The 23741-nt window shown below is 59.7% G+C and carries 23 protein-coding genes; all 23 read left to right on the top strand.

Going from position 1 to position 23741, the window contains the following annotated elements; translation table 11 throughout:
• Position 1 precedes the first annotated feature (1 nt).
• Positions 2–1387: a hypothetical protein gene (locus ADJ95_RS08660; RefSeq protein WP_049334231.1), complete on the top strand. Its 1386-nt coding sequence runs from the start codon at positions 2–4 to the stop codon at positions 1385–1387.
• A gap of 213 nt (positions 1388–1600) precedes the next feature.
• Positions 1601–2137: a hypothetical protein gene (locus tag ADJ95_RS08655; protein ID WP_049334230.1), complete on the top strand. Its 537-nt coding sequence runs from the start codon at positions 1601–1603 to the stop codon at positions 2135–2137.
• A 76-nt stretch (positions 2138–2213) separates the two neighbouring features.
• Positions 2214–3158, top strand: a complete 945-nt coding sequence (locus ADJ95_RS08650) for a phage major capsid protein (protein WP_049334229.1) — start codon at positions 2214–2216, stop codon at positions 3156–3158.
• Between the two features lie 45 nt (positions 3159–3203).
• Positions 3204–3710, top strand: a complete 507-nt coding sequence (locus ADJ95_RS08645; RefSeq protein WP_160310632.1) for a Gp19/Gp15/Gp42 family protein — start codon at positions 3204–3206, stop codon at positions 3708–3710.
• Positions 3707–4057, top strand: a complete 351-nt coding sequence (locus tag ADJ95_RS09630) for a phage head completion protein (protein ID WP_422662557.1) — start codon at positions 3707–3709, stop codon at positions 4055–4057. The genes ADJ95_RS08645 and ADJ95_RS09630 overlap by 4 nt, the downstream gene beginning before the upstream one ends.
• Position 4058: 1 nt before the next feature.
• Positions 4059–4394, top strand: a complete 336-nt coding sequence (locus ADJ95_RS08635; RefSeq protein ID WP_049334226.1) for a DUF5403 family protein — start codon at positions 4059–4061, stop codon at positions 4392–4394.
• Positions 4394–4804, top strand: a complete 411-nt coding sequence (locus ADJ95_RS08630) for a hypothetical protein (RefSeq protein ID WP_049334225.1) — start codon at positions 4394–4396, stop codon at positions 4802–4804. Before ADJ95_RS08635 ends, ADJ95_RS08630 begins: the two co-directional genes overlap by 1 nt.
• A gap of 44 nt (positions 4805–4848) precedes the next feature.
• The gene (locus tag ADJ95_RS08625; protein ID WP_049334224.1) at positions 4849–5439 is read left to right on the top strand and encodes a hypothetical protein; all 591 of its coding nucleotides are present in this window, start codon (positions 4849–4851) and stop codon (positions 5437–5439) included.
• A 97-nt stretch (positions 5440–5536) separates the two neighbouring features.
• On the top strand, positions 5537–5896 hold the full coding sequence (locus ADJ95_RS08620) for a hypothetical protein (RefSeq protein WP_049334223.1): 360 nt from the start codon (positions 5537–5539) through the stop codon (positions 5894–5896).
• A gap of 41 nt (positions 5897–5937) precedes the next feature.
• Positions 5938–6246 carry a hypothetical protein gene (locus tag ADJ95_RS08615; protein ID WP_152691733.1) on the top strand — a complete coding sequence of 103 codons (309 nt, stop codon included), beginning with the start codon at positions 5938–5940 and terminating at the stop codon, positions 6244–6246.
• 12 nt (positions 6247–6258) lie between these two features.
• A complete protein-coding gene (locus tag ADJ95_RS08610) occupies positions 6259–9288 on the top strand; it encodes a phage tail protein (RefSeq protein WP_049334221.1) in 3030 nt (1009 codons plus the stop codon).
• On the top strand, positions 9288–10061 hold the full coding sequence (locus ADJ95_RS08605) for a hypothetical protein (protein ID WP_049334220.1): 774 nt from the start codon (positions 9288–9290) through the stop codon (positions 10059–10061). The genes ADJ95_RS08610 and ADJ95_RS08605 overlap by 1 nt, the downstream gene beginning before the upstream one ends.
• 257 nt (positions 10062–10318) lie before the next feature.
• Positions 10319–12280: a hypothetical protein gene (locus ADJ95_RS08600; protein WP_152691732.1), complete on the top strand. Its 1962-nt coding sequence runs from the start codon at positions 10319–10321 to the stop codon at positions 12278–12280.
• A 2-nt stretch (positions 12281–12282) separates the two neighbouring features.
• Positions 12283–12543: a hypothetical protein gene (locus ADJ95_RS09340; RefSeq protein WP_152691731.1), complete on the top strand. Its 261-nt coding sequence runs from the start codon at positions 12283–12285 to the stop codon at positions 12541–12543.
• 510 nt (positions 12544–13053) lie between these two features.
• Positions 13054–14088, top strand: coding sequence for a hypothetical protein (locus ADJ95_RS08595; RefSeq protein WP_049334218.1), 1035 nt, complete (start codon positions 13054–13056; stop codon positions 14086–14088).
• Positions 14089–14144: 56 nt separating this feature from the next.
• A complete protein-coding gene (locus tag ADJ95_RS08590; RefSeq protein ID WP_152691730.1) occupies positions 14145–15449 on the top strand; it encodes a hypothetical protein in 1305 nt (434 codons plus the stop codon).
• A complete protein-coding gene (locus ADJ95_RS08585) occupies positions 15439–15873 on the top strand; it encodes a hypothetical protein (protein WP_049334216.1) in 435 nt (144 codons plus the stop codon). Before ADJ95_RS08590 ends, ADJ95_RS08585 begins: the two co-directional genes overlap by 11 nt.
• Positions 15874–15951: 78 nt before the next feature.
• Positions 15952–17277: a glycosyl hydrolase family 28-related protein gene (locus tag ADJ95_RS08580; RefSeq protein WP_049334215.1), complete on the top strand. Its 1326-nt coding sequence runs from the start codon at positions 15952–15954 to the stop codon at positions 17275–17277.
• Between the two features lie 9 nt (positions 17278–17286).
• Complete coding sequence (locus ADJ95_RS08575; RefSeq protein ID WP_049334214.1) at positions 17287–17871, top strand: peptidoglycan recognition protein family protein; 585 nt, start codon at positions 17287–17289, stop codon at positions 17869–17871.
• Positions 17864–18112, top strand: coding sequence for a hypothetical protein (locus tag ADJ95_RS08570; RefSeq protein WP_049334213.1), 249 nt, complete (start codon positions 17864–17866; stop codon positions 18110–18112). Before ADJ95_RS08575 ends, ADJ95_RS08570 begins: the two co-directional genes overlap by 8 nt.
• Positions 18113–18748: 636 nt before the next feature.
• Positions 18749–19771 carry a PAC2 family protein gene (locus ADJ95_RS08565; protein WP_049334212.1) on the top strand — a complete coding sequence of 341 codons (1023 nt, stop codon included), beginning with the start codon at positions 18749–18751 and terminating at the stop codon, positions 19769–19771.
• A 96-nt stretch (positions 19772–19867) separates the two neighbouring features.
• Positions 19868–21709 (top strand): translation elongation factor 4, encoded by a 1842-nt coding sequence (gene lepA, locus ADJ95_RS08560; RefSeq protein WP_399550398.1) that lies wholly within the window; start codon positions 19868–19870, stop codon positions 21707–21709.
• 192 nt (positions 21710–21901) lie between these two features.
• Positions 21902–23185 (top strand): radical SAM family heme chaperone HemW, encoded by a 1284-nt coding sequence (gene hemW / locus ADJ95_RS08555; RefSeq protein ID WP_049334210.1) that lies wholly within the window; start codon positions 21902–21904, stop codon positions 23183–23185.
• The last annotated feature ends 556 nt before the right edge of the window (positions 23186–23741 follow it).

Raw genomic sequence — 23741 nt, 5'->3', positions numbered from 1 at the left:
CATGCTTGATGATCTCGCTGCGGCGTATGCTCAGGCGTTAGCCGCTGTGGCTGACGCGTTTGTGGAGGCTTTCCTTGCGGCGCTGGGGTTGATTGATTTGTCTGACCCGGCGGCGGTGAAGGCTGCGGAGCCTGGTATGCGGTCGCTGGTTGTGAAGCATCGCCGGTTGGCGGCGCAGGCGGCGAACGCTTTTCTGGATGCGTCAGCGGCTGAGCATGGTGTGGAGGCGTATCACCCTCCGGTGGAGCCGTATCATGCTTCCGCGCTCAGGAAGCTTCTTCGCGAGAACGTGGGGGCTTCTGCGGAGCAGTTGGCGGCGGCGGCTCGCCGTCATGTGGTGATGGCGGGGCATCGTCAGATGATGCGTGCGGTGCTCGACCCCGAGTTCGGCAATTATGCGACCAGGGAGGAGCAGGAGGAGCTGGAACGTTCCACCTCCCCGCTCACTGGTGGCGATGAGTCGGAGGATGATGCCCCGGCGGGCGGCGGGGAGGTTCGCCCGGTGGGGTGGGCTCGTGTTTTGCAGGGCAAGTATTCGTGCGGGTTCTGCATTATGTTGGCCTCGCGTGGCCCTGTGTATTCGTCTGCGGATGCGGCGAAGTATGTTGCCGCGCCGGTGGGGGAGAAGTCCCGTGAGGGCGGTTTTCTCTCTCGGAAAGCACGGACAGAACTGCGGAAGAAGAACCCGCGCGCGTTCCATGAGCACTGCGACTGCATTGTGGTGCCCGTTTTTGACCCTGAGAATTGGTCGGGGCGGGCTGAGCAGCAGAGGCTGGCGAAGTTTTATCGGGAGACGGTCGAGAAGGAAGACCGTAAGTACGAGGCAGACCCAGAGGGGTATGAGCCAGTCAAGATCTCGACAGTGCTATCGCGTGAGGCTGAGGCTTGGCAGGAGGCTGAACGGCTTGATGGTCAAGAAGAGCAAGTTGACCCGAAGTATTATGGGGCGCTTGCTTCTGAGATTCCTGATGGCGAGAAGCTGTACGGTCATGAGCTGTTGTTCTTGCTGAGGTTTGAGGCGTTGGGGAATAAGGCTCGGTGGATTGAACGACCGACACCTGAGAAGGGCGGCGGCATGAAGCCCAGCAACGATTTCGTTTGGCTGAACAATGGAGAACTGGTTAGTGAGCTGAAATCCTCAAAGAATAAGTACTCGACGATTAAAAATCGAATATCTGACGCTGTGAAGAAAGCTCGCTTGCATGGTGTGCAGAAAGAGAATTTTGTTGTCGACCTTGGGGTTAGGCGTTTGGACGAAAAACTGATGAGGCAAATGCGAACATACAATTTACGAAATCCTCAAGCCCCTATTAAAAATTTGTATGTTATGCACTCTGGAGGGCAACATCTAACCCAAATTCATCTTGAAAATAACAAGAATAGCTGATATGCTATGGGTAAGGAGTTAGACGATTCCTCTGTAACCCTGAGCCTCACCTATTACCTATTGGTGTGGCAATAACGCTTGGGCGGCCGCGGCTTTATGCTTCGGTCTAGAAGACCGTCGGGGGCGTCACCGGCTAACTCCTTATAACTTTTGTGAAAGGCATCCTGCTAAGGTGGCGGGGTGCCTTTTGCTATACCCGAAAGGAACTAAAAGATGAGCGAAGCACCTGTCACTGAAGTAAAGGCCGAAGAGCACACTGAAGCTACGCCCCCGTGGGAGCGTGACGGCGAGACCTTCGACCCCGAGCGTGCGTGGAAGCTGGTTCAGAATTTGAAGGCTGAGCTGGCGGCTGTGAAGGCGAAGCAGGCAGAGGCACCTGAACCTGCTGCTGCTGAAGAGCCCGAGCAGGAACCCGAGTCTGAGCCCGTCGAGGCCGAAAAATCTTCTGAGCCGCAGGATGATTCAGCGGCCCAGATTGCGTCCCTGCAGGCTGAGCTGGCACGCGTCAAGGCGCTCGCCGCAGTCGGCCTGTCCCAGGACTTCGCACCCTTCGTGCCGGGTGCGACCAGCGAGGAAATCGAGACGAACCTCGCGACTCTGCAGAAGCTCATCAGTGATGCCGCGAACGAGAAGACCGAGGCGGTCCTCGCAGCGGCACCGAAGAGCCGAGGCATGGCGCCGAACCCCGCACAGCACGCGGCACCTGCACGTGATGCCTATGAAGAGGTAGCAGAGATTATCTTCGGCTAAACGCCCCTAATATTTGAGCCCTTACCGAGACGGTGAGGGCTTTTTCTATACCCAAAACTTGATTGGAGACCCAATTATGAGCGCAACTGCGACTCTTGAAACTTTTAAGACTGGCGGTGTCCTGCCGCAGTCGTTCGCCCGCAACATCATCGGCCGAGTCTCTGAAGGCTCCGTCGTCCAGAAGCTTGCCGGCACCACCCCCATCCCGATTACCGGCACCACTATCGCCGTGCAGACCTCCCAGCCGCAGGCTGGCGTGGTCGGTGAGGGTCAGGCGAAGCCCGTGACCAGCATGGGCGTGACCGCAAAGACCATCAAGCCCATCAAGGTTGCGGCGCTGATGTACTGGTCGATGGAGGCGCGTCAGGCTGACGCCGCCGGCTACCTGAAGCTTCTGGAGAAGGAAGCAGCTGCGGCTATCACCCGCGCGTTCGACCTCGCTATCCTGCACGGCAAGAACGCAATCAACGGCCAGACCATTGTTGGCGTTGAATACGTCAACCAGACCACCAACCGTATTGAGCTGGGTGCGACTGCTAAGGATAAGGGCGGTCTGACCTCTGAGCTTCTGGCTGGTGCGGATCTGGTGAACCTGAACGAGAACTTTGACTTTGACCTGGACGGCTTCGCAGCAGATAAGTCGTTCAAGTCCCGCATCTACGGTGCAACTGACACGCTCGGCCGCCCCATCTACTCCGATAGCGTGAACCTGAAGGATAACCTGGGTAACCTGCTGGGTCTGCCCGTCGCCTACGGTCGTGCTGTCTCCGGCAAGGTCGGCGCATCCGCCGACACCAAGGTTCGTGCCTTCGGTGGCGACTGGTCCGCACTCAAGTACGGCTTTGCGGAGAAGATTTCTATCCGCCGCACCGACCAGGCGACCATCAACGACGGCGGCACCCAGGTCAACCTGTGGCAGAACAACATGGAGGCAATGCTGGTGGAGGCTCAGTTCGGCTGGGTCATCACCGACAAGTCCGCGTTCGTTGCCTACGAAGACAAGGTTGCTGACCCGAAGTAATCGGGGCGCTGGTAGAGAGGGGAGGCGTGCATGGTGAGTGATTCATTGACTATTGCGACTGCTGATGACGTGAAGGCTGCGCTCCGCAGGGAGTTCCGCGGTGACGAAGAATCCTACATTGCCTCCCTGCTCTCCAAGGCGGAAAACCTGATTCGTGTCCGCTATAAGAGCCTGGATGAGCTGGTTCTTGATGAGGTCGTTTTCGACCTTGTCAGGAATATTGAGGCTGAGGCTGTGGCTCGGGTGCTTCGCGCGGATGACGGCGGAATTTATAAGTCTGAGACGGAAGACGGTTACTCGTACCAGTTGAATTACATGGTCGCGTCCGGTCTTCTGGACATCCTGGAGAAGGATTGGAAGAACCTCGCACAGGCGACAGGTACCGGCAGGTTCCGGACCGTCGCCCCTGCGACTGATGGTTACGCTGCGGCACGGTACCGGAGCTGGGGACCTAACATCTCCCTGCCTCCTGACCGTCAATTCCAGTACGGTTGGCCTGCCCAGGACTCGTTCTCTGAGAAGCGGTACATCACCGGTGGTGGTTTGCCGTGAGCAGGCTCCGCAAAGGCGTACACACAGTCACGGTAACCCCCGTACAGCCATCGGTTGGCCCGTATGGGCCGGAAGAACCCGCACCCCCCGTCACGGTGCGATGCAACGTGCAACCAGTCTCCTCTAAAGAGGCTGCGGGGCTTGCTGATGGTGTTCAGACTGTTTACCGGGTGAAGTACTTCCACCAGGAGCATGGTCAGGCACCATGGCCTGGCGGACCGTACTCACGTATCGAATGGGACGGCCGCGTGTTCGAGCAGAGAGGCGAAGCTATCCTCTCGTCGATGTCTGCGACGACCTCACACTACAAGGTGTTGATGGTGGACCCGTCTGCGGAGGTGAAGTAGCGTGTCATTCCATGCAAGAGCCGATATCGAGCTCATCGCGGCACGGCACGCGTCCCGTGACCCAAAGTTCGCTGCGCTTGCCCGCAAGGGCAAGGCGCTGGTGGACGCTGAGGTTGCCCGCGTGTACGCAACCCCAGAAGGGCGCGTCACCGGCGCGTACCGTGAGTCCTTCGGGTTCGTTCGTGAGCCGACTAAGCGCGGTGTGATGGACTACCTCATCTTCACTACGGACCCGCAAGCCCACATCATCGAGTGGGGGCACGTGACGAAGGACGGCGGGTGGGAACCCGGCAAGTTCGTGTTCACGCGCGCTCTACAGAATGCGAGGGCACTCTAATGAAGACCATTGACACGCTCGGACTCGTTGAACACCATCTGCAGGGGATTGGTGGGGCGCTGTTCTTTCAGGCTCCTACTGACCTGTTGAGGCGGCTACCGGCGTTGATTGTTGAGCAGTCAGCACCGACGCATTTTAGCGACAACCTGGATAACCCGTCACTGTCGGCAGTGGCTACGGTGACATTGAATGCGTTGGCTGAGCGTCGAGTGGATGCTCAGCAGTTGTGTGCTGACGCTTTTAGCCGCCTGTTCGATAGTGTGCATGAGGTGACTGAGTTGGGGTGGGTGAGCCGCTGTACGGAGGTTCAGCAGCCGCACCTGGTTCAGCACAAGTACGAGGCATCCCGCCTGTTTCAGTACGCTGCGGCGGTTCAGGTGGTTTTCCGCCAATCTCCTAATGCCGGTTAGCCCCGGTTTTTGTTTATAGACATTTTTATGGAAGGAGTGAGCTGATGTCGAAGCTTACTGAAGCGCTTGATGCGACCAGCATCGCGAACATCGGTCACATTTACTACGCGCCCGTTGGCACCGAGTTCCCTAAGCTGAACACCTTTGAGTTCACCGGTGAGGATTGGGGCGCTTGGAAGTGGCTCGGTGACACCTCGTCTGAAAGTCTGCCGGAGTTCGAAGAGGACGACGATAAGGACTCGAACAAGCGAACTTGGGACCGTAAGGACACTCGAACTGGTGGCAAGATTACCGGCACCATCAAGAGCGTTGCCCTTTCGAAGGGATTCTTCGAAGCGGTTAAGACGAATGGTATCGCCGAAGAAGACGGCTATGTGACCACTTCTCGTACCGGCGGCCAGACTTACGCGCTGCTCAATGTCGTGGAGGACGGCGCATACCTGGCTGGTATCGGCTTCTATTCGACGACTCTAAGTGTTGGTCTTCCGACGTTTGACCTGGAGAAGTACACTGAGGTGGCGCTCAAGGTGACTGCGGAGCCGGATAGCCAGGACCGACTGCACAAGGTGTTTTACCCGGTGAAGCGTCAGTCTGCCGCTGCGCCTGCTGTTCGTGCCTCCGATGTGGCCGCTTAGTAACTGAATATTTGGTTGTTGTAGCCGCCTCGCCCCTTTTTTTGGTAGGGGAGGGGCGGCTACACTTCTACCCCCCCCCCTATAGGAGAACCCTGTTATGACTACTGCTCGTAAGAAGATGCCCGCTGACCGTAAGGCGCCGAAGGTTCCTTTTAAGAAGCTGCCGGGTGCTAAGTATTTCCGCCCGCTCAATGAGATTGACCCGGTTGATGCCCTAGAAGCGGTGGAAGCGCTGCAGGGGCTTGATATTGATGTTGATGACTTCACTAACCAGGACATGAAGCTGCTGGTGAAGGCAGTCGTGAATGACACGTTCATCGTTGACGTGGAGACGTTCCGCAAAGAGTTTTATAACGCTGCCAATCTGTTGCCTGCGATTCAGACTGTGTCTGCCTTTGTGGAGGAGCTGGGAAAAGGCATGCGCTCGACCAGTTCTTCTCAGAGCACCAAGAGCTAGTTGGTGATTTCCTCGCCCTGTTCGGTGTGAACCCGTTCGAGATGGTTTGGGTTGAGGATCTGCGCCCGGTCCAGGCCCTGCTGGGTCGGGTGCAGTACGAGGAGCGGTCTCTGTTCCGTGCTTTGGAGCTTGGGAACTCTGACCTGTTCGGGTGGGGCAATGAGGCTTATCTGCTGGCTGGTGTGGTCAATGGTGTGAATACGCAGGTGAAGGGCAAGCGGTTGACGGCTTCACAGCGTGTGAACCCTCCGCAGCCTGTCAAGAAGAAGAAAGAACGCGTCGGCGTTGATATGCGTCAGCCAGTGGAAAAGATGGACCTGTCTCGGATGGTTCCAGCGAAATACCGTTAGGGGGTTTAGTCGATGGCGTCGATTGGCAAGATGTCTATCCGTGTTTTCCCGGATACGTCGAAGTTCAAGGCTGATCTGAAGAAGGATTTGGCCGCGTTAAAGGGGCAGTTGCGGACTGCTGTTGATGTTGAGGCGCGTGTTGATCAGGCGTCTCTTGTTCAGACGAAGGCTCGCCTGGCGGGTATTGCTAAGGATTTTAAGACCCATGTGACGGTGGATGCGCAGACTCGTAAGGCGTCTGCTGCGTTGGGTGTGTTGACGCGTCCTCGTACTGCTGAGGTGCGTGTGGTGTTGCAGGGTTTGGATGCGGCGAAGGCTGGTTTGGCGTCGCTGGCTGGCGGTAATGTCGCGTCGGTTGGGTTTGGGCATGCTAAGGAAGTTGCCTCGAATTTTGACCGTATTGCGGTTTCTGCTGGTGCGGCGGCGACGAAGATTGCGGCTATGAGTGCGGCAATGAGTGCTATGGCTGGTAATGCGGCTATGGTGGCTGTTTCGATGGCGCAGATTTCTGGTGCTGGTCTTGCTTTGCCGGGCATTATGAGCGGCTTCCTGGTGGGTCTGGCGTCTAGCGCTGATGGTCTGCAGAATATCTTGCTCGCTATTGGTGAGCTCCAAGGTGGTTACAACGGTGGCTTTGGCTGGCTTGAAGACGCCCTCAGTACCGCGCGTTACTTGCACAATGAGGATTTCTGGTCTGCTGGAAAGGTAGGGCTTAAGGACCTTCTAGAGAATGGCATCAAGCCTTTTTTGGACGAGTATGTGAAGCTCGGCAAGATTACCGGCGTTTTCTGGTCTGAATTCTTCCGTGGTATGTCAAATGGCATCGTCGCGGTTGGTGGCATGGCTCAGCTGTTCAAGCCGCTTCACGACTCGTTCGCTATCGCGTCTGAGGGCGCGGCGCCTTTTATGGAGGCGATGGTTCGTCTCGGCGCGGTCGGTGGTGAGTATCTGCCTCGCATGGCGGCCGCGTTCACCGAGGTCTCGAACGCGTTCCTGAGCTGGGTTACCCAGGCTCAAGAGACTGGTCGTATCAACGAGATTATCGACCGCGGCATCACGAACGCGAAGCTTTTTGGCGGAATCCTAGTCGATGTCGCAGGCGTCATCAACGGTGTTGCTAAGGCGGCTGAAGCCGCCGGCGGTGGCGGCCTGCAGGGTCTAGCTGCGGCGTTTGACGCAATCAATAAGGCGGTGAACGGCCCGCTCATGCAGGGCGCGCTCACCACCGTGTTTGAGGGCGCGTTCGCCGGCATGAAGAACCTCACCCCTGGCTTGTCCTCGCTGGCAGGCGCGTTTGAACAGCTCGCGCCGACTATCTCACGGTCGATGGAGAAGGCGGGCGCGGTCGTCAGCATCCTGCTTGACGGCATCGCCCAGGCTCTCCGCAACCCTGCCATCGCTGACGGCGTGCACAAGATGTTCGACGGTCTGGTAAAGGCTGCTATTGAGCTTGCTCCGGCGTTCTCGGCTGCGGCACCTGCTGTGGGTGCTCTGCTGGGTGCTATTGGTGAGATTCTGCCTATCATGGCGCCTCTGGTTACTCAGATTGTGCAGGGACTCGCCCCGGCGTTCGCAGATTTTAAGTCGTCGCTGGCTCCGGTGGTTGAGGTGCTCGCTAAGGGTCTTTCTGAGGCGCTGAAGATTATTTTGCCGGTTGTGGCTGACGTGGTGAAGGCGCTGGCTGAGTTCATGCGTAATAACCCGCAGTTGGCGGCGACTATCCTCGCTGTGGTGGGTGCCTTGGCTCCGTTGGCGCCGATTATTGGCACCGTCGTGTCCATCGTCGGCACCATTGCGTCCGTGATTGGTGCGATTCTCCCCGTCATCGGTGCTGTCGCTGGCGTCCTCGCGGGCCTGTCGGCCCCGGTGCTCGCGGTGGTCGCAGGCATCGGCCTGCTCGTGGCCGCTTTTGTGACCGCGCTCGCATCCAGTGAGCCTTTCCGCAATTCGCTGGCGCAGATTTTCCAGGGTCTCGTCACGATGGTCCAGCCGATTATCGCCGCGGTCATCCCCGTGCTCGTCCAGATTGGCCAGGCGTTCATTGGCATGGTGACAACGGTGATTGGCGCGCTCGTACCGTTGGTGACGACTATCGTCGAGATTGCGGCCCAGATTATCTCGTTCCTCGCGCCGATTGTGGCCTTCCTTATCCAAACGTTCTCACCCGCGTTCGAGTTCATCGGCAAAACTGTCTCTGACATATTTGGGTTCATCGGGAAGGTAATTTCTGACGCGATCAACATCATCACGGGCATCCTGAATGTGTTCCTGTCCGCCCTGCGTGGTGACTGGGAGGGCGCATGGAATGGCCTCCTCAACGTACTGAAGGGCATCCTCGATTTCATCGTCAACACCATCACAGGTGCGTTTGATGTCGTCATGCACATCTTCGAGAACCTCGCGAAAATGCTGGTGGACATCTGGACTAACCTCTGGAATGGCATTGGCGATTTTGTTGTTGGCGCGTGGAATGGCATCACCAAAGCCATTGGTGACGGCGTAGGGTCGGCTGTCGAATTTGTGAAGTCGATGCCTGGCAAAATTAAGGACGGTCTGGGCAACCTCGGCGGGCTACTGCTGGACTCCGGTAAGGCCTTGATTGGCGGTTTTATCGACGGCATTAAAAGCATGATTGGCGGAGCGAAGGATGCGGTCGGCGGCATCATGAAGGCCATTGGCGATTTCTTCCCGCACTCGCCGGCTAAGATTGGTCCGTTCTCGGGGCGCGGCTACACCACCCATAGTGGTAAGGCGCTGATTGGTGATTTCGCTGGTGCTATCCGTGCGGGTCGTGATGAGGTTGCGGATGCTGCCGGCTACGCGCTCGGTGGCGCGGACTTCTCAGTGGCTAGCGTCGCTGGACTGAGCACCCTTACGACTCCTGAGCCGGTATCTGTTGCAGCTACCGACCAGCCGGGCGAAGGCGCTACCGCACAGAACGCTGAGGTGCTATCCCAGCTGGTAGATGTGCTGTCTCGCCTGGGCGCTGTAGACGAGCGTGCCTTCCTGCAGATGTCCCGACGAGCTGAAAGGGTCTACTAATGGCTGGATACATCGGCGAGCTGGGGCGTATGCACAAGATTCTGTGGCCAACCCCGGTTAAGGTCACTAACCCGACTCGGTATGAGGTGCAGTCGGCGCCGTCGCGCCGCTGGGCGTTTGTCACAACCCCGGCATGGGCGCGGCGGCGCGAATGGTCGCTCGATGTATCCGGCACGAACCGAGAGGTTACTGGGTTGGCGCAGCTGGTCGCAGGCGCGTTCGGCTCCGGTCCGTGGCGTTTCATCTCTGACGAGGCGGCGGTGACGAACGTGCTCACGCCTGCCGAGTCAATGCTGGCTGGTATCGCTAATGGCGGTTTTGCGGATGGTGTGGGTGGCCCCGCGGCGGCGTCATGTGTTGGCGGCGGCGAGGTTGTTATCGCCCAGTCTGTGCCGGTGCCTGCTGGGTCACCTGTGACTGTGTCTGTGGACGCTGCAGGGGATACGGTGCTGACACTCCAGCCTGTGAACGCTGCTGGCCGCCCGGTGGGTAACGCTCGTGTTGAGCGGGCTCAGCGTCAGGTGATGCACCGGTTGCAGGTGACTATCCCCGTGTTTCCTGCCGCCGCGGTTGGTCTGAAGATTACCGCGTCAGGATATACGACTCTATGTCTCCCGCAGGTGGTCTGGCTGGATTCGTGCCCGCGCTGGGATGTTGGGGCGGGCGCTGACTCGGTAATCGTCGAGGAGGCAACGACCACGTACACGGAGCACGAGTTCTGGACGCAGGATACGTGGCGCACGATGTCGCTCACGATTAAGGAGGTTGGCTGATGCTCAAGGGTAAGTATGAGCCGGGGCCGGTGATTGACGCGACGCTCCGCATTTTTGTGGATGGCGTGGAGCGTCCTCACTTGTCGGCGTCGTGGGAGGGTAACACCTCTGGCGGTCTGCCTTCCTCTCTGGTTGCTGCCGGAGATAATGTTTACTCTCGGACTGGCTCTATTGTGTGGGCTCCGGAGACTGCTGTGGTAGAACACCCGCTGGCCCCGGTGGGGGAGTCTCGGTGGGTCCCTGCGCAGGGTGCCCATGTGCGTATCATCGCCATGGTAAATGGTTTTGAGTTCCCGCGATTCTGGGGCTACCTGGGTGCGTCTACGTACTCGCTCACCTCGGATACTGTGACCACTCAGATTAGCGACAACCTGCAGGCTGGCCTGCAGGAGATTATCAGTATCCCGCCGATGGTTGAGCGGCAGTCTTATGGTCGCACCGCATGGGTTGCATACAGGGCGATTGAACAGGCAGGTTATGGTGTGCTCCCGCCGGTGACTGAGGATACTGTGGTTCAGAATAGCCACCAGTACGGCGCCGCGGCGGCAGTCGGCAAAATGACCACGCCCGGCGCGGAGTACGGCTCCCCTGACGGGCTCTCGGGACGTAGCAAGCAGACTACGGAAGCTGACTCATCTATTGGGCGTAACGGCAGGGACGTCATGATCTACGCCCGCATCTGGAACGCAAAAGTAAACGCCTCAGTAGAGGTGACTTTTACTGATGGGGCGCGTTTCATTGTGAGCTACGATGCGGAGAGTAAGAAGTTTGGTGGGTGGTCGTCTGCGACTGGCACGATGTCGTCGTGGCCAGCAGTTGGTGAGCGCCCCGTCATGGCGGTCAAGCTTAACTCGCGCGGTGTGCGTCGATGGCTGTCCGCAGCAGAGGCCGATTCGGAGCTGGTCGAGTCCACCAGGGTCACTACGTCGGCTGACGTGGCATCGGTGACTGCAAATATGGTGCTGGGTGTGAAGGTCGATTATCTCCGCGATTGGCTGGACGGTGGTCGCCGCGTCGGGATGATGGCGCGACCCACCCCGCGACTGCAACCGTCCGCGCTGGAGCAGGTACGTGTCCCCGCCACGCGAGGTTTTGAGAACGTCACCTGTGAGTCGATTGTGGAGTCATGGTGTCAGGCGACCCTGTCTACCGTCTGGGTAGATGAAGAAGGCCGCCTGAACATGGCGGCACGTGATCGTCTTGCGGCCGGAGCTGTCACTGCCACTGACCAGGTTTCGGAGCGTGTATTTGGTGGGTCCTGGAAGACTGCCCGTGACGGCGTGAGATCTACCGTCACGCTTAAGGGCAAGACCCCGACTTTGCAAGGTAATGGTGTGGACGCGGTGATAACTGCATGGGAACCTGACAACCTTACAGAGATTCCTGCGAACAAAGATTTAGAAATCTTTGCTCAGTGGCCAGACAACGTCGATGTACTCGGTCTAGACACTAATTTCCGCCCCGTAGCGCAGTCAAAGAAGAATATTTTTGACTATAAGGACTTCAACAATGGGGCTGGTAGCTGGTGGGCTATCAGCTTCGAGAATCAGGAGGACCCTCCTGGGTATCGGTGGACAGGTAATGCAACCAATCATGAGGATATCTCTGGCAGGCTGGAAAAGCTTGGGCAACGTACTGCAAAGTTGACGCTCCGTGTGCAGAAGAAGACTAGCGGTGGCCCGGAAAAGTACTACCTGTGCACCCCGTCGCTGGGAGCAGATGAGCTGCGCTTTGGTAACCGTGCACGTCCTGTCCCGATTCTCCGCTGCCGTACCTTGGTCACGTGGACGGATTACACGTTGAAGCGTCTGGTTCGAAAGGCGCCGCCGGGTGCGCCGCCTTTCACGTTGGATGTCGGCTGGTGGCTTCATGATGAGGACGCCCGCCGTATCATAGGTGCTCTCACTGAAGAGCTAGGTGTCGAGCGTATCACCCTCGATGGGCTCGATATGCTCTGGGATCCGCGGAAACAGATTGGGGACACGGTCGCGCTGGAGGCTGGCCGGTGGGGTGTTGAGGCACTCATCACCGGGTACAGGGAGTCATGGGCAGGCAAGGTCCCCACTTACAGTGTCGAATTGCAGGTAAAGGCTGTGACTTCTGGTGTAGCGGGTAAAACCTACGGCGATATGGCGAGGGCTTACGCTACGAATCGTGACATTAACCATGGCAAAACGTATAGGCAGGTCTACGCGGCGCTGCCTGGAAAGGTGCAGTAAAAATGGCAGATTTTGGTGGGAAGACGCCGCATGCTGGCATCCCGTATGCGGGGGAGGACTCCCCGGCGCGTGTGGCTGTAGATGCTGGTGCGGCGTTGATGGTGATTGATGCGAAGCTGGCAGAGCTGGACGGCAAGATGAAGGCGCGTGATGAGGTGTTCGTGGCTCATGACGGTGCTGGCGCCTGGTCTGTGCATAACGGTCTGGGTGAGCCTGTCGATGTCCATGCTGGCGTTGATGGTGAGTGGGAGGTGGTCAAGTGAGAGTTGGTTTAGGGACTGTTGCTTTGCCGTTTGGGCGGGATGCTGATTCTACCCCGGTGTGTGGTGTTGTCCGGTATATCTGGCAGGGCAGCGCTGAGCGTCGTGGGGGAGTTGTGCTTGTTCCTGGCGTTGTTGAGGTTCCGGTTGTTGATGGAGTGGTTGAGCCTGTGCGGTTGTCGGCTGGTTTGTGGAAGCCGGTGTTGATTATTGGTGGGCGTCGTCATTCTTTGCCGGTGATTGTGGTAGGTGTGGAGCCTACTCCTGAGCCGCCTACTCCTGAGCCGCCTACTCCTGAGCCGCCTACTCCTGAGCCGCCTACTCCTGAGCCGCCTACTCCTGAGCCGCCTACTCCTGAGCCGCCCCTCGACATCACTACTGGCGAGGACGGGGCATACGAGCTCCCGGCTTCAGCATCCGTCATCCATACCACAGACGGAACCTACCAAATCGCCCTCCCCACGGGGTGGGCGCTCACCAACCTCAGCAACGGAACTTACCGATTGGAGAAAAATGACTAACAACATTATTCGCGGCCTGCTGCCTGACGGACACGCTCCGTCTGTACTGAAGGCTGAAATTGCTGACATGATTGCGAAGAACGTATCTCAGGTTGGCATTCCTATTTTTCCGACCCTGGCAGAAGCTCGCGCCTGGGAAGCCAAGAACCCGGGAAAGACCGCACTGACCACTGAGCCGCAGACCCCCGACACGGCAGCACCTACCGCCGGCACCTTATCGGTTACCCCCTCTAACACCTCTGCCATGCTGACTGTGTCTGGTGCCCGTGATGACCGCACCGTCGCAGGCTACAGTTTCCGCGTGGGCTCCGGCGCGTGGTCGCCTTGGCAGAGCTCCCCCAGCTACACGGCGGCGGGACTGTCACCCACCACCGCGTACAGTTTCACGCACCGTGTAAAGGACAGTGCCGGCAATATTGCTACCGGCTCACCTGTTCAGGCGACCACCACGGCTACCCCGCCCCTGGCCCCGGGTGATATTTTCACCTCCGATACCTTCACTGGATCCGGCTCGCTGGTCGGCCAGATGACCTCTGCCGCGCTTGGCGGCTCCCCGGCTCGCTGGGAGGGCACCCCCGGCATGGTCGTTACCGGCGGCAAGGCAGTGGCAGGTGACGCGGCCGCCGGTACGGCTACCCTGGCCGCTGGTCTGGCTGACCTGAAGGTCGAGTTCACCCTCGCGGCACGTCCTACGACGGGATCCGCGAACATCACTTTGCGTGATACCGCGGACGGTAAAATCATCCTGAATATCATGCCTAACCTAATGCGTGTGCAGCGTCTCTCGAAGACCGCCGGCAACACCATCGTCGGCTTGAATGTCTCCATCGGCGAGGCAAGCGATGGCACCAAATTCACCTTCACCCTTAAGGGAGCCAATCTAACTCTCACCGGCACCGCCAATGACCGCACCCAATTCACCCGTACCGGCACCGACTCAGCCCACCTTCTGGCCGGCGCCGTGGGCGTGCAGGCTACCGCCGGCTCTGGCTTTGCCATTGATGATTTGGTGGTGACCGCACAGTGACCGAACTCTACACTACCGGCGGGGTGAGCCTACGGGTGTGGGACACTACCGGACGGATGGTATTTGGTCCGCCTGACACCTCCATCCAGACAGAGCCGGCTCAGCCGGCGGAACCTGTAGAGCTTGTCCGTCGCGTCATCGCTGGCGACACCTGGCGCACCGGCCGTGTCAATACCGGCCGTGCCACGCCCAAGACGTACTTCTCTGAGCACAATGTCTACGCCAACGCTAAGGCGTTGCAGCTGACCTACGGCGGCAACCTCCCCGATGGTGTGACGATGGACGTAGCGGCTTCAGTCCAGCGGCAGGGTGACCCGTCCTCCCGAATGGTCGCGACCTTCGGCGGTGCCACCACTGCCACCCTCACAGGCCCCGCGCAGCTGGTCACGGACGATATTCCTCTGACTGTCTCAGCAGGGGACCGCATCGAGGTCCTGACCTACTACGGGGCGCGGTCAGACGGACTAGCGCACCCTGCCGCACCTGGCGGCTGGTACGGCGCGGAAATTCTGGACGGCAACCAGGTAGCTACTGGCGCACCGCGAATCGCAAACTCGCGTGCATTTGACGGCGGTGCAGGCTACCGCCCAGCAATGCCGCACAAAATTACGGGCCTTGCCGATCCCGCGACCATCTCCTGGCTGATTGGTGGTGACTCCATCACTGAATCTGGGTCGCCGGCACGAACCCAGGTTGGCGCCTACCCATCTATCGCGCACCAGTACACGTACAGCTCCGCAGCGGCTAAGTCCGCGGGTATCCCGTCTGCAAACATTGGTCTATGGGCTTCCTCATTCCCCGCTGGCGGCAGGACTGGTCCCCACTGGTCTACGATTCCCTCGCTGGAGGGATTCACTCACATGACCACGGCGTGGGGATTCAACGACCTGAACTTGGCGCAGGCTACCGGCGGGACGGAGGTAAAGGTCATGGCAAACGCTGTCGAGACCTGGAAGTGGATGCTGAAGGAGAATCCCGCTCTGAAAATCTGGCAGACCACTATCTCGCCGTCCTCGACGTCCACAGACAAATGGGCGACCTTGGAGGGGCAGACCCCAGTCGCGTCAGCACCTTTGCGTCGCGCGTTCAACGCCTGGGTACGTGACGGCGCACCCCTTATAGCCGGGGCGCCAGCCGCCCCCGGCGCTAGCGGAGCTCTCCGTGCAGGGCAGGAGGGGCACCCCCTGGCAGGGTACGTCGAGGTCGCCGATACCGTGATGAGCGCGAGGGACTCAGAAATTTTCAGAGTGGACCACGGCGCGCTGACGGATGATGGTGGACACCCCAATGAGACTGGCCATCGTCTGATGCGCACGCCGATGGATGCCCTGGTCGCTTCGTGGAGGCAGGGTGAAGTCTGATATTTTCCCGCCGGAGGTCTGGGCGCTCGGTGGCGTAATCCTCGGTACCCTAATCCCCGCTGTCTTCGCGTTCATCACGGGGCGGCAGCAGGCCAAGCACGAATCAAACAAGGTGCTAATCGAGGCTCTGGAGCGCCGCATTGGTGACCTGGAGAAGCACCTGAGCGAGGAGACGGGCGCCCGCCGCGCGTTGGAGGCTGAGGTTCGCGCACGCGAGGCAGAGGCACACTCTACCGCAGACAAGGCACGGTGGGTCATGAGCATCGCGATTTCGCACATCAACCGGCTCAACGCCCATATTGCCTCCGGTTCACCTCCGCCTCCGCCGCCTCTACCGGGCGAGGTGGAGGAATGGGTGAGTCGTGAGCTGTGGACTTCGAAGCTCGCTGCGCAAGACCAAGCAAATAATCCGCCGGCTACCTAGCCTGCGGGTACAAAATGTTGAGGCAGGTGCCCCCACTATCGGGGGGTGCCTGCTTCTCCTTAATTAAAAGGAGTAACGATGAGGTATCTTGTCGAAGTTATCGAGCAGACACCAGAGGTTGCGGAGGCTCAGAAACAGCCGCAGCAGGCGCCTGTGCCTGCTCACCGCACTGTGAACGTGGTGGAGGCGGGCGCTGACCCGACCGGCGCAACCGACTCAACTGCGGTGATTAACGCGGCTATCCGCCGTGTCCATGAGGCTGGCGGCGGCACCGTCCACCTGCCTGCGGGTAGCTATAAGGTGTCCGCGCCGTTCATTGAGTTGTTGGGTGGCGTGCATCTGCAGGGTGCTGGTCGCGAGTCGACCATCATCTTTGCGGATACCGGCGCTGGCTCGGAGCAGAAGACCGCAATTATCCACGCTGGCACCTGGCTCACCCCGCGTATCGGCAAGGACAATCTGCTGATGGGTGTCTCGGATTTGTGGATTAAGTCTTCTCACCCTCGCCCGTCGCACGTTTCGTCGGCGACCCCGCGCCCTGGCCAGGATGGTATGCACCCGAATATCGGCGGCATCCTTCTGAACACTGAGCTGGGTGATAGCCCTCCGGAGCCGGACGGCGCTCACCGTATCGAGAATGTCCTCATCTGGGATGTTGCGTTCGGTGTGGCTGTTCTGGGTCTGGATGACCAGGGTTGCCAGCTGCGGAATGTCCGTGTCCGCCGCACTCTGGGTGCTGGCGTGGTGGTTGGCAAGTCACCGGAGCACATCACCTCTGTGACGGCTGGCCGCCGTGAAATTGGTGCAGCAGACAATATCCTCGACGCTGTCGATGTATCGGGCGCGAATATTGCTGGCGGCACTAATGCTGGCTTCGAGGTTTACGCGACCAATACCACTCTGATGGGTTGCAAGTCCTGGTACAACCGCCGCTCGATTCACGGGGCAGAGGGGCGCCCCGGCGGCATCTGGGACACCTCTAATATGCACCGCTTCACTGCCGCCGGCGCTGGCTTCTTCGTCCGCGGTGGCCGCAACATGCTCGCCTCGTGCACTGCTCAGGAGAATGGTGGCCACGGCTTCGTGCTGGTTGGGCATTCCTCGCAGGTCACCGGATGCCGCAGCGCCTCCAGCTCCTGGCACGACTGCGTCAGCGGCGAGGCAAAGGCAGGGGAGGCGGCGGATTACTTCGTCACGAACTGGGCACACCACCTCATCCTAAGCTCAAACATTGCGCAGGCAGAGTACAAGGGCAAGAACCCCCACTACGGCTTCGCCATCGAGAAGTGGGCACACGACATCAGCGGCACCTCAAACATGGCCGTCGACATCCCCACCCCTCACCGCGCCACCGACATGGGCGTGGCTGTGAAGCTGGAAATCAACACCAACACCATTAATTAAGGAGACATTGTGCAGTACACCGACATCACCGAATACAACGCCACTTCGTTCACCGAAGCAAACCGCACCATCGACGACATCGATACCATCGTCATCCACCACTGGGGTAATGACGGTCAGCGTTTCGAAGACGTGTGTGATTTCTTTGCCGGTGGCCCCGGCACCTCCGCCCATTTTGTGGTGGAGGCAGGCCGCTGCGCCCAGCTCGTCGAAATCAAGGACATCGCCTGGCATGCAGGTAACTGGGCGGCAAACCAGCGCTCGATTGGTATCGAGTGCCGCCCCGAGATGAGCAACGAAGACTTCGAGACCGTCGCCCAGGTAATCGCTGATCTGGAGACCTACTACGGGAAGTCCTTCTACGTGCACGGCCATAAGGACTTCTTCAATACTGCCTGCCCCGGCCGCTGGTACGACCAGCTCGACCGCCTCATCGACCGCGTCAACGCAATCAAGGAGGGCAAGATCGAGCGCGGCGTTGAGAATGTCCCCGCCCCCCTGGACAAGGCGGAGGTCTCGGCTCTGCGTGCATCCTGGGAGAAGCTGCAGAACGCAGTAGACGAGCTCGGCAAGGAGATTGACAACAATGCGTAACATGACGCCTCGTCAGCGCGCGGCACTCCGTAAGAGTATTTATCTCGTTGCGCCTGCGCTGTCTGCGGTACTGGTTGTTTTCGGTGTTTGGACGAATGAACAGGCGACCACCGTGACCGGCGCTGTGACTACCATCCTCACGACTGCGCTCGCGTTCTTCAACACTGACCCGGCCCTGTATGAAGCCGCCGCCGGCGATGCATCTGCGGAGCCTGGCGGCTCTATTGAAAGTGGCGAGTAAATAGCGACTAGGCAGGGTTTTACCCCTTGAGTTCCGCGGAATATCAAGGAAGTTAGCCCGTCTGGTAAACAAGGCTTTCTAAAACTTGCGGGGTACGTGAGTACCTCTCTGGTTTAAGGGCAGAGACCCCCTGTGTTCCCCCTCCTCTAAGGGGAACGCAGGGGGTTTCTTTATCGTGTATACTTGGGTTCAAGGAGTTAGACGATTCCTCTGTAACCCTGAGCCTCACTTATTCGTGTGGCAATAATGCTTGGGCGGCCGCGGCTTTATGCTTCGGTCTAGAAGACCGTCGGGGGCGTCACCGGCTAACTCCTCATAACTTTTGTGAAAGGCATCCTGCTAAGTGGCGGGGTGCCTTTTGCTATACCCGCACGCCGTGGTTTTATGACGCACAGATTCGGGGAGGCGCCCGGCCAGTGACGAAACCGCTTGCGGGCCGCGCGGGAGCCCGTATAGTGGGAACTATCAGCGGTAGCGCACACCACCCGCGCCTGCATGTAGCGCCGTACACAGCGCTACGAACGGCACCGGGGGAGTGAGCGCCGCCGATACACACCACACAACCACCGACGGTTGACCGGCAACTTTCCATACGCCCCATGTACCCGGTGAACCAACCACGAGCTAAGGACAACGATGAGCCAGCCGAACTTCCCGCCCGCCCGACTCTTTGACGCTTTCGCCAAGCCCGCCTCCACAGAACAGTCCGCGAAGAAGGGACTGCTCGGCAAGCTGGGCCTGGGCGAATCCTCCGAGGAGGACAACTACACGACCGTCATGCTGGTCGGCTTCAACTCCGCGAAGGAACCCCCGGGCAACGGTGAGGACGCCCTCGACGTGATTCACCGCGCGTTCGACCCGTGCGATGAGAGCCCCGGCTTCGATATGGACGACTTCTACGACTACGGTTCCGTTGCCCCGCAGCTGCAGAACAGCGACGACTCCGAATCCACGGTCCTGGTGTGGCCCAAGATGTTCTACAACATGGTCACCATCCCGGAGCGCCGCCTGCGCCTGCTCGTGGTGACCGGCCCCGCCCCCAGCCTGTGCATGCGGCGGTTCATGACCCGCTTCTTCAAGTACGTGAAGAAGCTCCACGTGGATCACGCCATCTTCGTTGAGACCTTTGAAGATCAGGTGGCGCACACCCGCCCGTACCCGTACACGCTGACCACTCACGACGAGAAGCTGGCGGCAATCCCCGGTATTCTGCACGAGGACTACACCGGTTCTACCTCGGTGACGATGGCGATGTCTGCGCTCGCCGCCGAGCACGGCCTGTCCTCCTCGGTCATGCTGCGTATGAGCATCCCGGGGTATCTGAGCTTTGACCAGCAGAACCCGCGCGCGGTCGTGAGCCTGATCGAGGCGCTGGAGGTCATCCTCGGTATCAAGGTCGAGTCTGAGGAGTACGACCGCCTGCGCACCCACGCTGATGAGTGGGAGGCGGAGCTAGCCGAAGAAATGGCGAAGGACTACGAGAAGGTTGAGCTGGTGCGTGAGATTGAGCAGAAGATGGATTCGACTCTGCGCACTGTCTCCGGCGAGGTGATTGCCGAGGATATTGAGGGCTACCTGGATTCCCTCAGCGGCGCATCCGAGGCCGAAAACCCGGCAGACGGTGGTGCGGGAGTCGCGGAGGATTCTTCGGAACGCTAGGCCCGTTCGCGCATCGGCCGCGGGTATGGGAAAATGATAGACAACTATGCCCATACCCGCAGCCAGCATCTCGAAAGGATGATGTGATTGGCACCCATGTCGAAGAACCCGCCCGTTCCGGCGGCGACCGACCCCGCGATTATTCGCAACTTCTGCATTATCGCCCACATTGACCACGGTAAGTCCACCCTCGCGGACCGCATGCTGCAGGCCACCGGCGTGGTTGCCCCGCGCGATATGAAGGCGCAGTACCTGGACCGCATGGACATTGAACGTGAACGCGGCATCACCATTAAGTCTCAGGCCGTGCGCATGCCCTGGGACGTTGACGGCACCTCCTACGCGCTAAACATGATTGACACCCCCGGCCACGTGGACTTCACCTACGAGGTGTCCCGCTCCCTGGCCGCGTGTGAGGGTGCGCTTCTGCTCGTGGACGCCGCCCAGGGTATTGAGGCTCAGACCCTGGCGAACCTGTACCTGGCGATGGAGAACGACCTGACCATCATCCCGGTGCTGAACAAGATTGACCTTCCCGCAGCTCAGCCCGATAAGTACGCTGAGGAGCTGGCGAACCTGATTGGTTGCGAGCCGGACGAGGTTCTGCGCGTATCGGGTAAGACCGGTGAGGGCGTTGAGGCTCTGCTGGACCGCATTGTGGAGGCGATTCCCGCCCCGCAGGGTGACGCATCCGCCCCGGCCCGTGCCATGATTTTTGACTCGGTGTACGACTCCTACCGCGGCGTGGTCACCTACGTACGTGTTGTGGACGGTAGCCTGCAGCCGCGTCAGAAGATTAAGATGATGTCCACCGGTACTGAGCACGACCTGCTCGAAATCGGCGTGATTTCCCCTGAGCCCGTGCCCTCGAAGGGTCTGGGCGTGGGCGAGGTAGGTTACCTCATCACCGGTGTGAAGGACGTCCGTCAGTCCCGTGTGGGCGATACCGTCACCTCCGCCGCGAAGCCTGCGCAGGAGTCCCTGGGTGGTTACGAGGATCCCAAGCCGATGGTGTTCTCTGGCCTGTTCCCGATTGACGGTTCGGACTACCCGGCGCTGCGTGACGCGCTGGATAAGCTGAAGCTCAACGATGCCGCGCTGATTTACGAGCCGGAGACTTCTGCCGCTCTGGGCTTCGGTTTCCGCTGTGGCTTCCTGGGTCTGCTGCACCTGGAGATTGTGCGTGAACGCCTGGAACGCGAGTTCAACCTGGACCTGATTTCGACCGCACCGAACGTTATTTACGACGTGGTGGATGAGGCCGGCAACGCTAAGCGCGTGACCAACCCGAGCGAATTCCCCGAGGGCAAGGTCGCGACGATTCGCGAGCCCATGGTGGCGTGTACGATTATTGCCCCGAGCGAGTACATTGGCGCGATCATGGAGCTGTGCCAGTCCCGCCGCGGCCAGATGGGCGGCATGGATTACCTCTCCAAGGACCGCGTGGAGATGCGTTACCGCCTGCCCCTGGCGGAGATTGTGTTCGACTTCTTCGATCAGCTGAAGTCCCGCACCCGCGGTTACGCGTCGCTGGACTGGAAGTTCGACGGTGAGGAAGAGGCTGACCTGGTGAAGGTCGACATCCTGCTGCAGGGCGAGAAGGTGGATGCGTTCAGCGCCATTACTCACCGCGATAAGGCGTACTCGTACGGCCTGATGATGACCTCGAAGCTGCGCGAGCTGATTCCTCGCCAGCAGTTTGAGGTGCCGATTCAGGCGGCTATCGGTTCGCGCATTATTGCCCGCGAGAATATCCGCGCGATGCGTAAGGACGTTCTTTCGAAGTGTTACGGTGGCGATATTTCGCGTAAGCGTAAGCTGCTGGAGAAGCAGAAGGAAGGCAAGAAGCGCATGAAGATGGTCGGTCGCGTGGAGGTCCCGCAGGAGGCCTTCATTGCGGCTCTGTCTTCGGGCGAGGAGAAGGAAAAGAAGAAGTAGCCTTCGCCGCTTCGTAGCTTTTCCGGCTGTGTGCCGACCTGTTTGTGTGGAGAACCCGGCTGGTGCCTCGTGTACCGCCGGGTTCTCTGCACGCTGTCTGTTGATGCCGCCCGCCTTGATGCTACCCGCGTAGCCGCATGCGCGGTGCCCCTATTTGATTCACTACTCGTACACCTAGTTTCAGGAGGCAGAATGCCCGCCCAGCCCACCGGCGACCCCGCACCCCGCGACGGGCGCATCCCCGCCACCAGCGCGGCAGGATGCGAAACCCGCGACTTCAGCCTCTACGTACACATCCCCTTCTGCTCTGTACGCTGCGGCTACTGCGACTTCAACACCTACGCCACCGAAGACTTCGGCGACGGCATCGGCCTCGGCACCTACGCCGACGACGCCATCGCAGAAATCCTCTTCGCCGCCCGCACCCTTGAAGCATCCGGCGTCGCAAAACGCCCCATGCACACCGTCTTCTTCGGAGGCGGCACCCCCACCAAACTGCCCGCCAGCGACCTCGTGCGCATCCTGCAGACAGCCATCGACGTCTTCGGCCTCGTCGAAGGCGCAGAAGTCACCACCGAAGCGAACCCCGACTCCGTCACCCGCGAGGACCTGCAGACCCTCAAGGACGGCGGCTTCACCCGCGTATCCTTCGGCATGCAGTCCGTCGTCCCCGAGGTGCTGAAGGTACTCGACCGCACCCACACGCCGTCGAACGTGCCGAAGGTCGTCGCCTGGGCTAAGGAGGTTGGCCTGCAGGTGTCCGTGGACCTGATTTACGGTTCGCCGGGGGAGAGCCTGCAGCAGTGGGAACGCAGCGTTCGCGCCGCGATCTCCTACGAGCCCGACCACATTTCGGCGTACTCGCTGATTGTGGAGGACGGCACCAAGCTTGCCGCGCAGATTCGCCGCGGCGAGTACACCATGCCCGATGAAGACCTCATGGCGGACATGTACCTGCTCGCCGAGGAGCTGCTCACCGAAGCCGGCTACCAGTGGTACGAGGTCTCCAACTACTCGCGTAGTGAGGACACCCGCAGCGACCACAACCTCGCTTACTGGCGCAACCAGGACTGGTGGGGCATCGGTCCCGGCGCGCACTCGCACGTGAACGGTACCCGCTGGTGGAACGTGAAGCACCCGGTGCCGTACGCGCAGAAGGTGCGTGCGGGGGAGTCCCCGGCGGCCGCGCGCGAGGTGCTGGACGCCTCGACCCGCGCCTTCGAGACCATCATGCTCATGATTCGTGTGCGCGAGGGCCTGGCGATGCGCGAGCTACTCGCCGTGCACGACGAGGCGCAGTTGGGCGCGTCTCTGCGCTGGCTCGTCTCCCAGGGGCTCATCGAACCGGATGCGCTCACCGCCTCCGCCGAGCCCGACCCGGATGCGCACGTGCGCCTCACCCTCAAGGGCCGCCTGCTCGGTGACGCCGTGACGCGCGAGCTGCTGCCGGAGGTCTCGGAGGCTGCCGAAGACTGACGCTCGGGGAATGAGGCGCCCGCCCCTCTGACACCTACCCCGGGGGGAGGCGGCCTCGTTTCGCCGAACCCACGTGCCGCCGGGTGTGCCAGAGGAGAGACGCGTGGGGTGAGGAAGGGCTACCTGCCCGCGTATTCTCTGAGTTGCACCGGGCCGCGCGAATGTTGCGAGAAAAAATTTAAAAATTTTTTCTGAGGGATTTTTGGCCGCGTATCGGTAGGTTTTGGTGTGGAATCTTTGGGTTTGATTCGGAAATTTTCGCTGGACTAGCTCAAAGGCCTGTGGTTTTTTAGTGGGTTTTTATGAGGGTTCAGTCACCGGGTTTTGGAAGCCGCCGCCAAGGCCTAAAAACTTTCTCCAAAAAGCGTTTCTCAAGTTGTGGTTGAAGGTTAGGCTGTGCCATAATAGTTCATGGCAGGACGGTATATGTCTAACAGCGTGTTCTCGTCTTTGCTGAAGTTGAGTGAATACGGTTGTGGGCTCCTGGCAACAGGGGCCCACGATCGTTTAACGACGATTTCCAGCGGGGTTATTTGGTGCCCTTACGTGCCTCTCC

Origin of the sequence: Rothia mucilaginosa, from assembly GCF_001061665.1 — a bacterium.
Lineage (GTDB): Bacteria > Actinomycetota > Actinomycetes > Actinomycetales > Micrococcaceae > Rothia > Rothia mucilaginosa_A.
This window is presented reverse-complemented; position numbering and strand designations above follow the sequence as displayed.

Excerpts from the sequence above, each read along its gene's own strand:
- ADJ95_RS08590 (WP_152691730.1), top strand. The coding sequence starts at position 14,145 with ATGGTATTTGGTCCGCCTGACACCTCCATCCAGACAGAGCCGGCTCAG.
- ADJ95_RS08620 (WP_049334223.1), top strand. The coding sequence starts at position 5,537 with ATGACTACTGCTCGTAAGAAGATGCCCGCTGACCGTAAGGCGCCGAAG.
- ADJ95_RS08650 (WP_049334229.1), top strand. The coding sequence starts at position 2,214 with ATGAGCGCAACTGCGACTCTTGAAACTTTTAAGACTGGCGGTGTCCTG.
- ADJ95_RS08565 (WP_049334212.1), top strand. The coding sequence starts at position 18,749 with ATGAGCCAGCCGAACTTCCCGCCCGCCCGACTCTTTGACGCTTTCGCC.
- ADJ95_RS08610 (WP_049334221.1), top strand. The coding sequence starts at position 6,259 with ATGGCGTCGATTGGCAAGATGTCTATCCGTGTTTTCCCGGATACGTCG.
- hemW (WP_049334210.1), top strand. The coding sequence starts at position 21,902 with ATGCCCGCCCAGCCCACCGGCGACCCCGCACCCCGCGACGGGCGCATC.
- ADJ95_RS08630 (WP_049334225.1), top strand. The coding sequence starts at position 4,394 with ATGAAGACCATTGACACGCTCGGACTCGTTGAACACCATCTGCAGGGG.
- ADJ95_RS08595 (WP_049334218.1), top strand. The coding sequence starts at position 13,054 with ATGACTAACAACATTATTCGCGGCCTGCTGCCTGACGGACACGCTCCG.
- ADJ95_RS08580 (WP_049334215.1), top strand. The coding sequence starts at position 15,952 with ATGAGGTATCTTGTCGAAGTTATCGAGCAGACACCAGAGGTTGCGGAG.
- ADJ95_RS09340 (WP_152691731.1), top strand. The coding sequence starts at position 12,283 with ATGGCAGATTTTGGTGGGAAGACGCCGCATGCTGGCATCCCGTATGCG.
- ADJ95_RS08570 (WP_049334213.1), top strand. The coding sequence starts at position 17,864 with ATGCGTAACATGACGCCTCGTCAGCGCGCGGCACTCCGTAAGAGTATT.
- ADJ95_RS08660 (WP_049334231.1), top strand. The coding sequence starts at position 2 with ATGCTTGATGATCTCGCTGCGGCGTATGCTCAGGCGTTAGCCGCTGTG.
- ADJ95_RS08655 (WP_049334230.1), top strand. The coding sequence starts at position 1,601 with ATGAGCGAAGCACCTGTCACTGAAGTAAAGGCCGAAGAGCACACTGAA.
- lepA (WP_399550398.1), top strand. The coding sequence starts at position 19,868 with ATGTCGAAGAACCCGCCCGTTCCGGCGGCGACCGACCCCGCGATTATT.
- ADJ95_RS08615 (WP_152691733.1), top strand. The coding sequence starts at position 5,938 with ATGGTTTGGGTTGAGGATCTGCGCCCGGTCCAGGCCCTGCTGGGTCGG.
- ADJ95_RS08625 (WP_049334224.1), top strand. The coding sequence starts at position 4,849 with ATGTCGAAGCTTACTGAAGCGCTTGATGCGACCAGCATCGCGAACATC.
- ADJ95_RS08605 (WP_049334220.1), top strand. The coding sequence starts at position 9,288 with ATGGCTGGATACATCGGCGAGCTGGGGCGTATGCACAAGATTCTGTGG.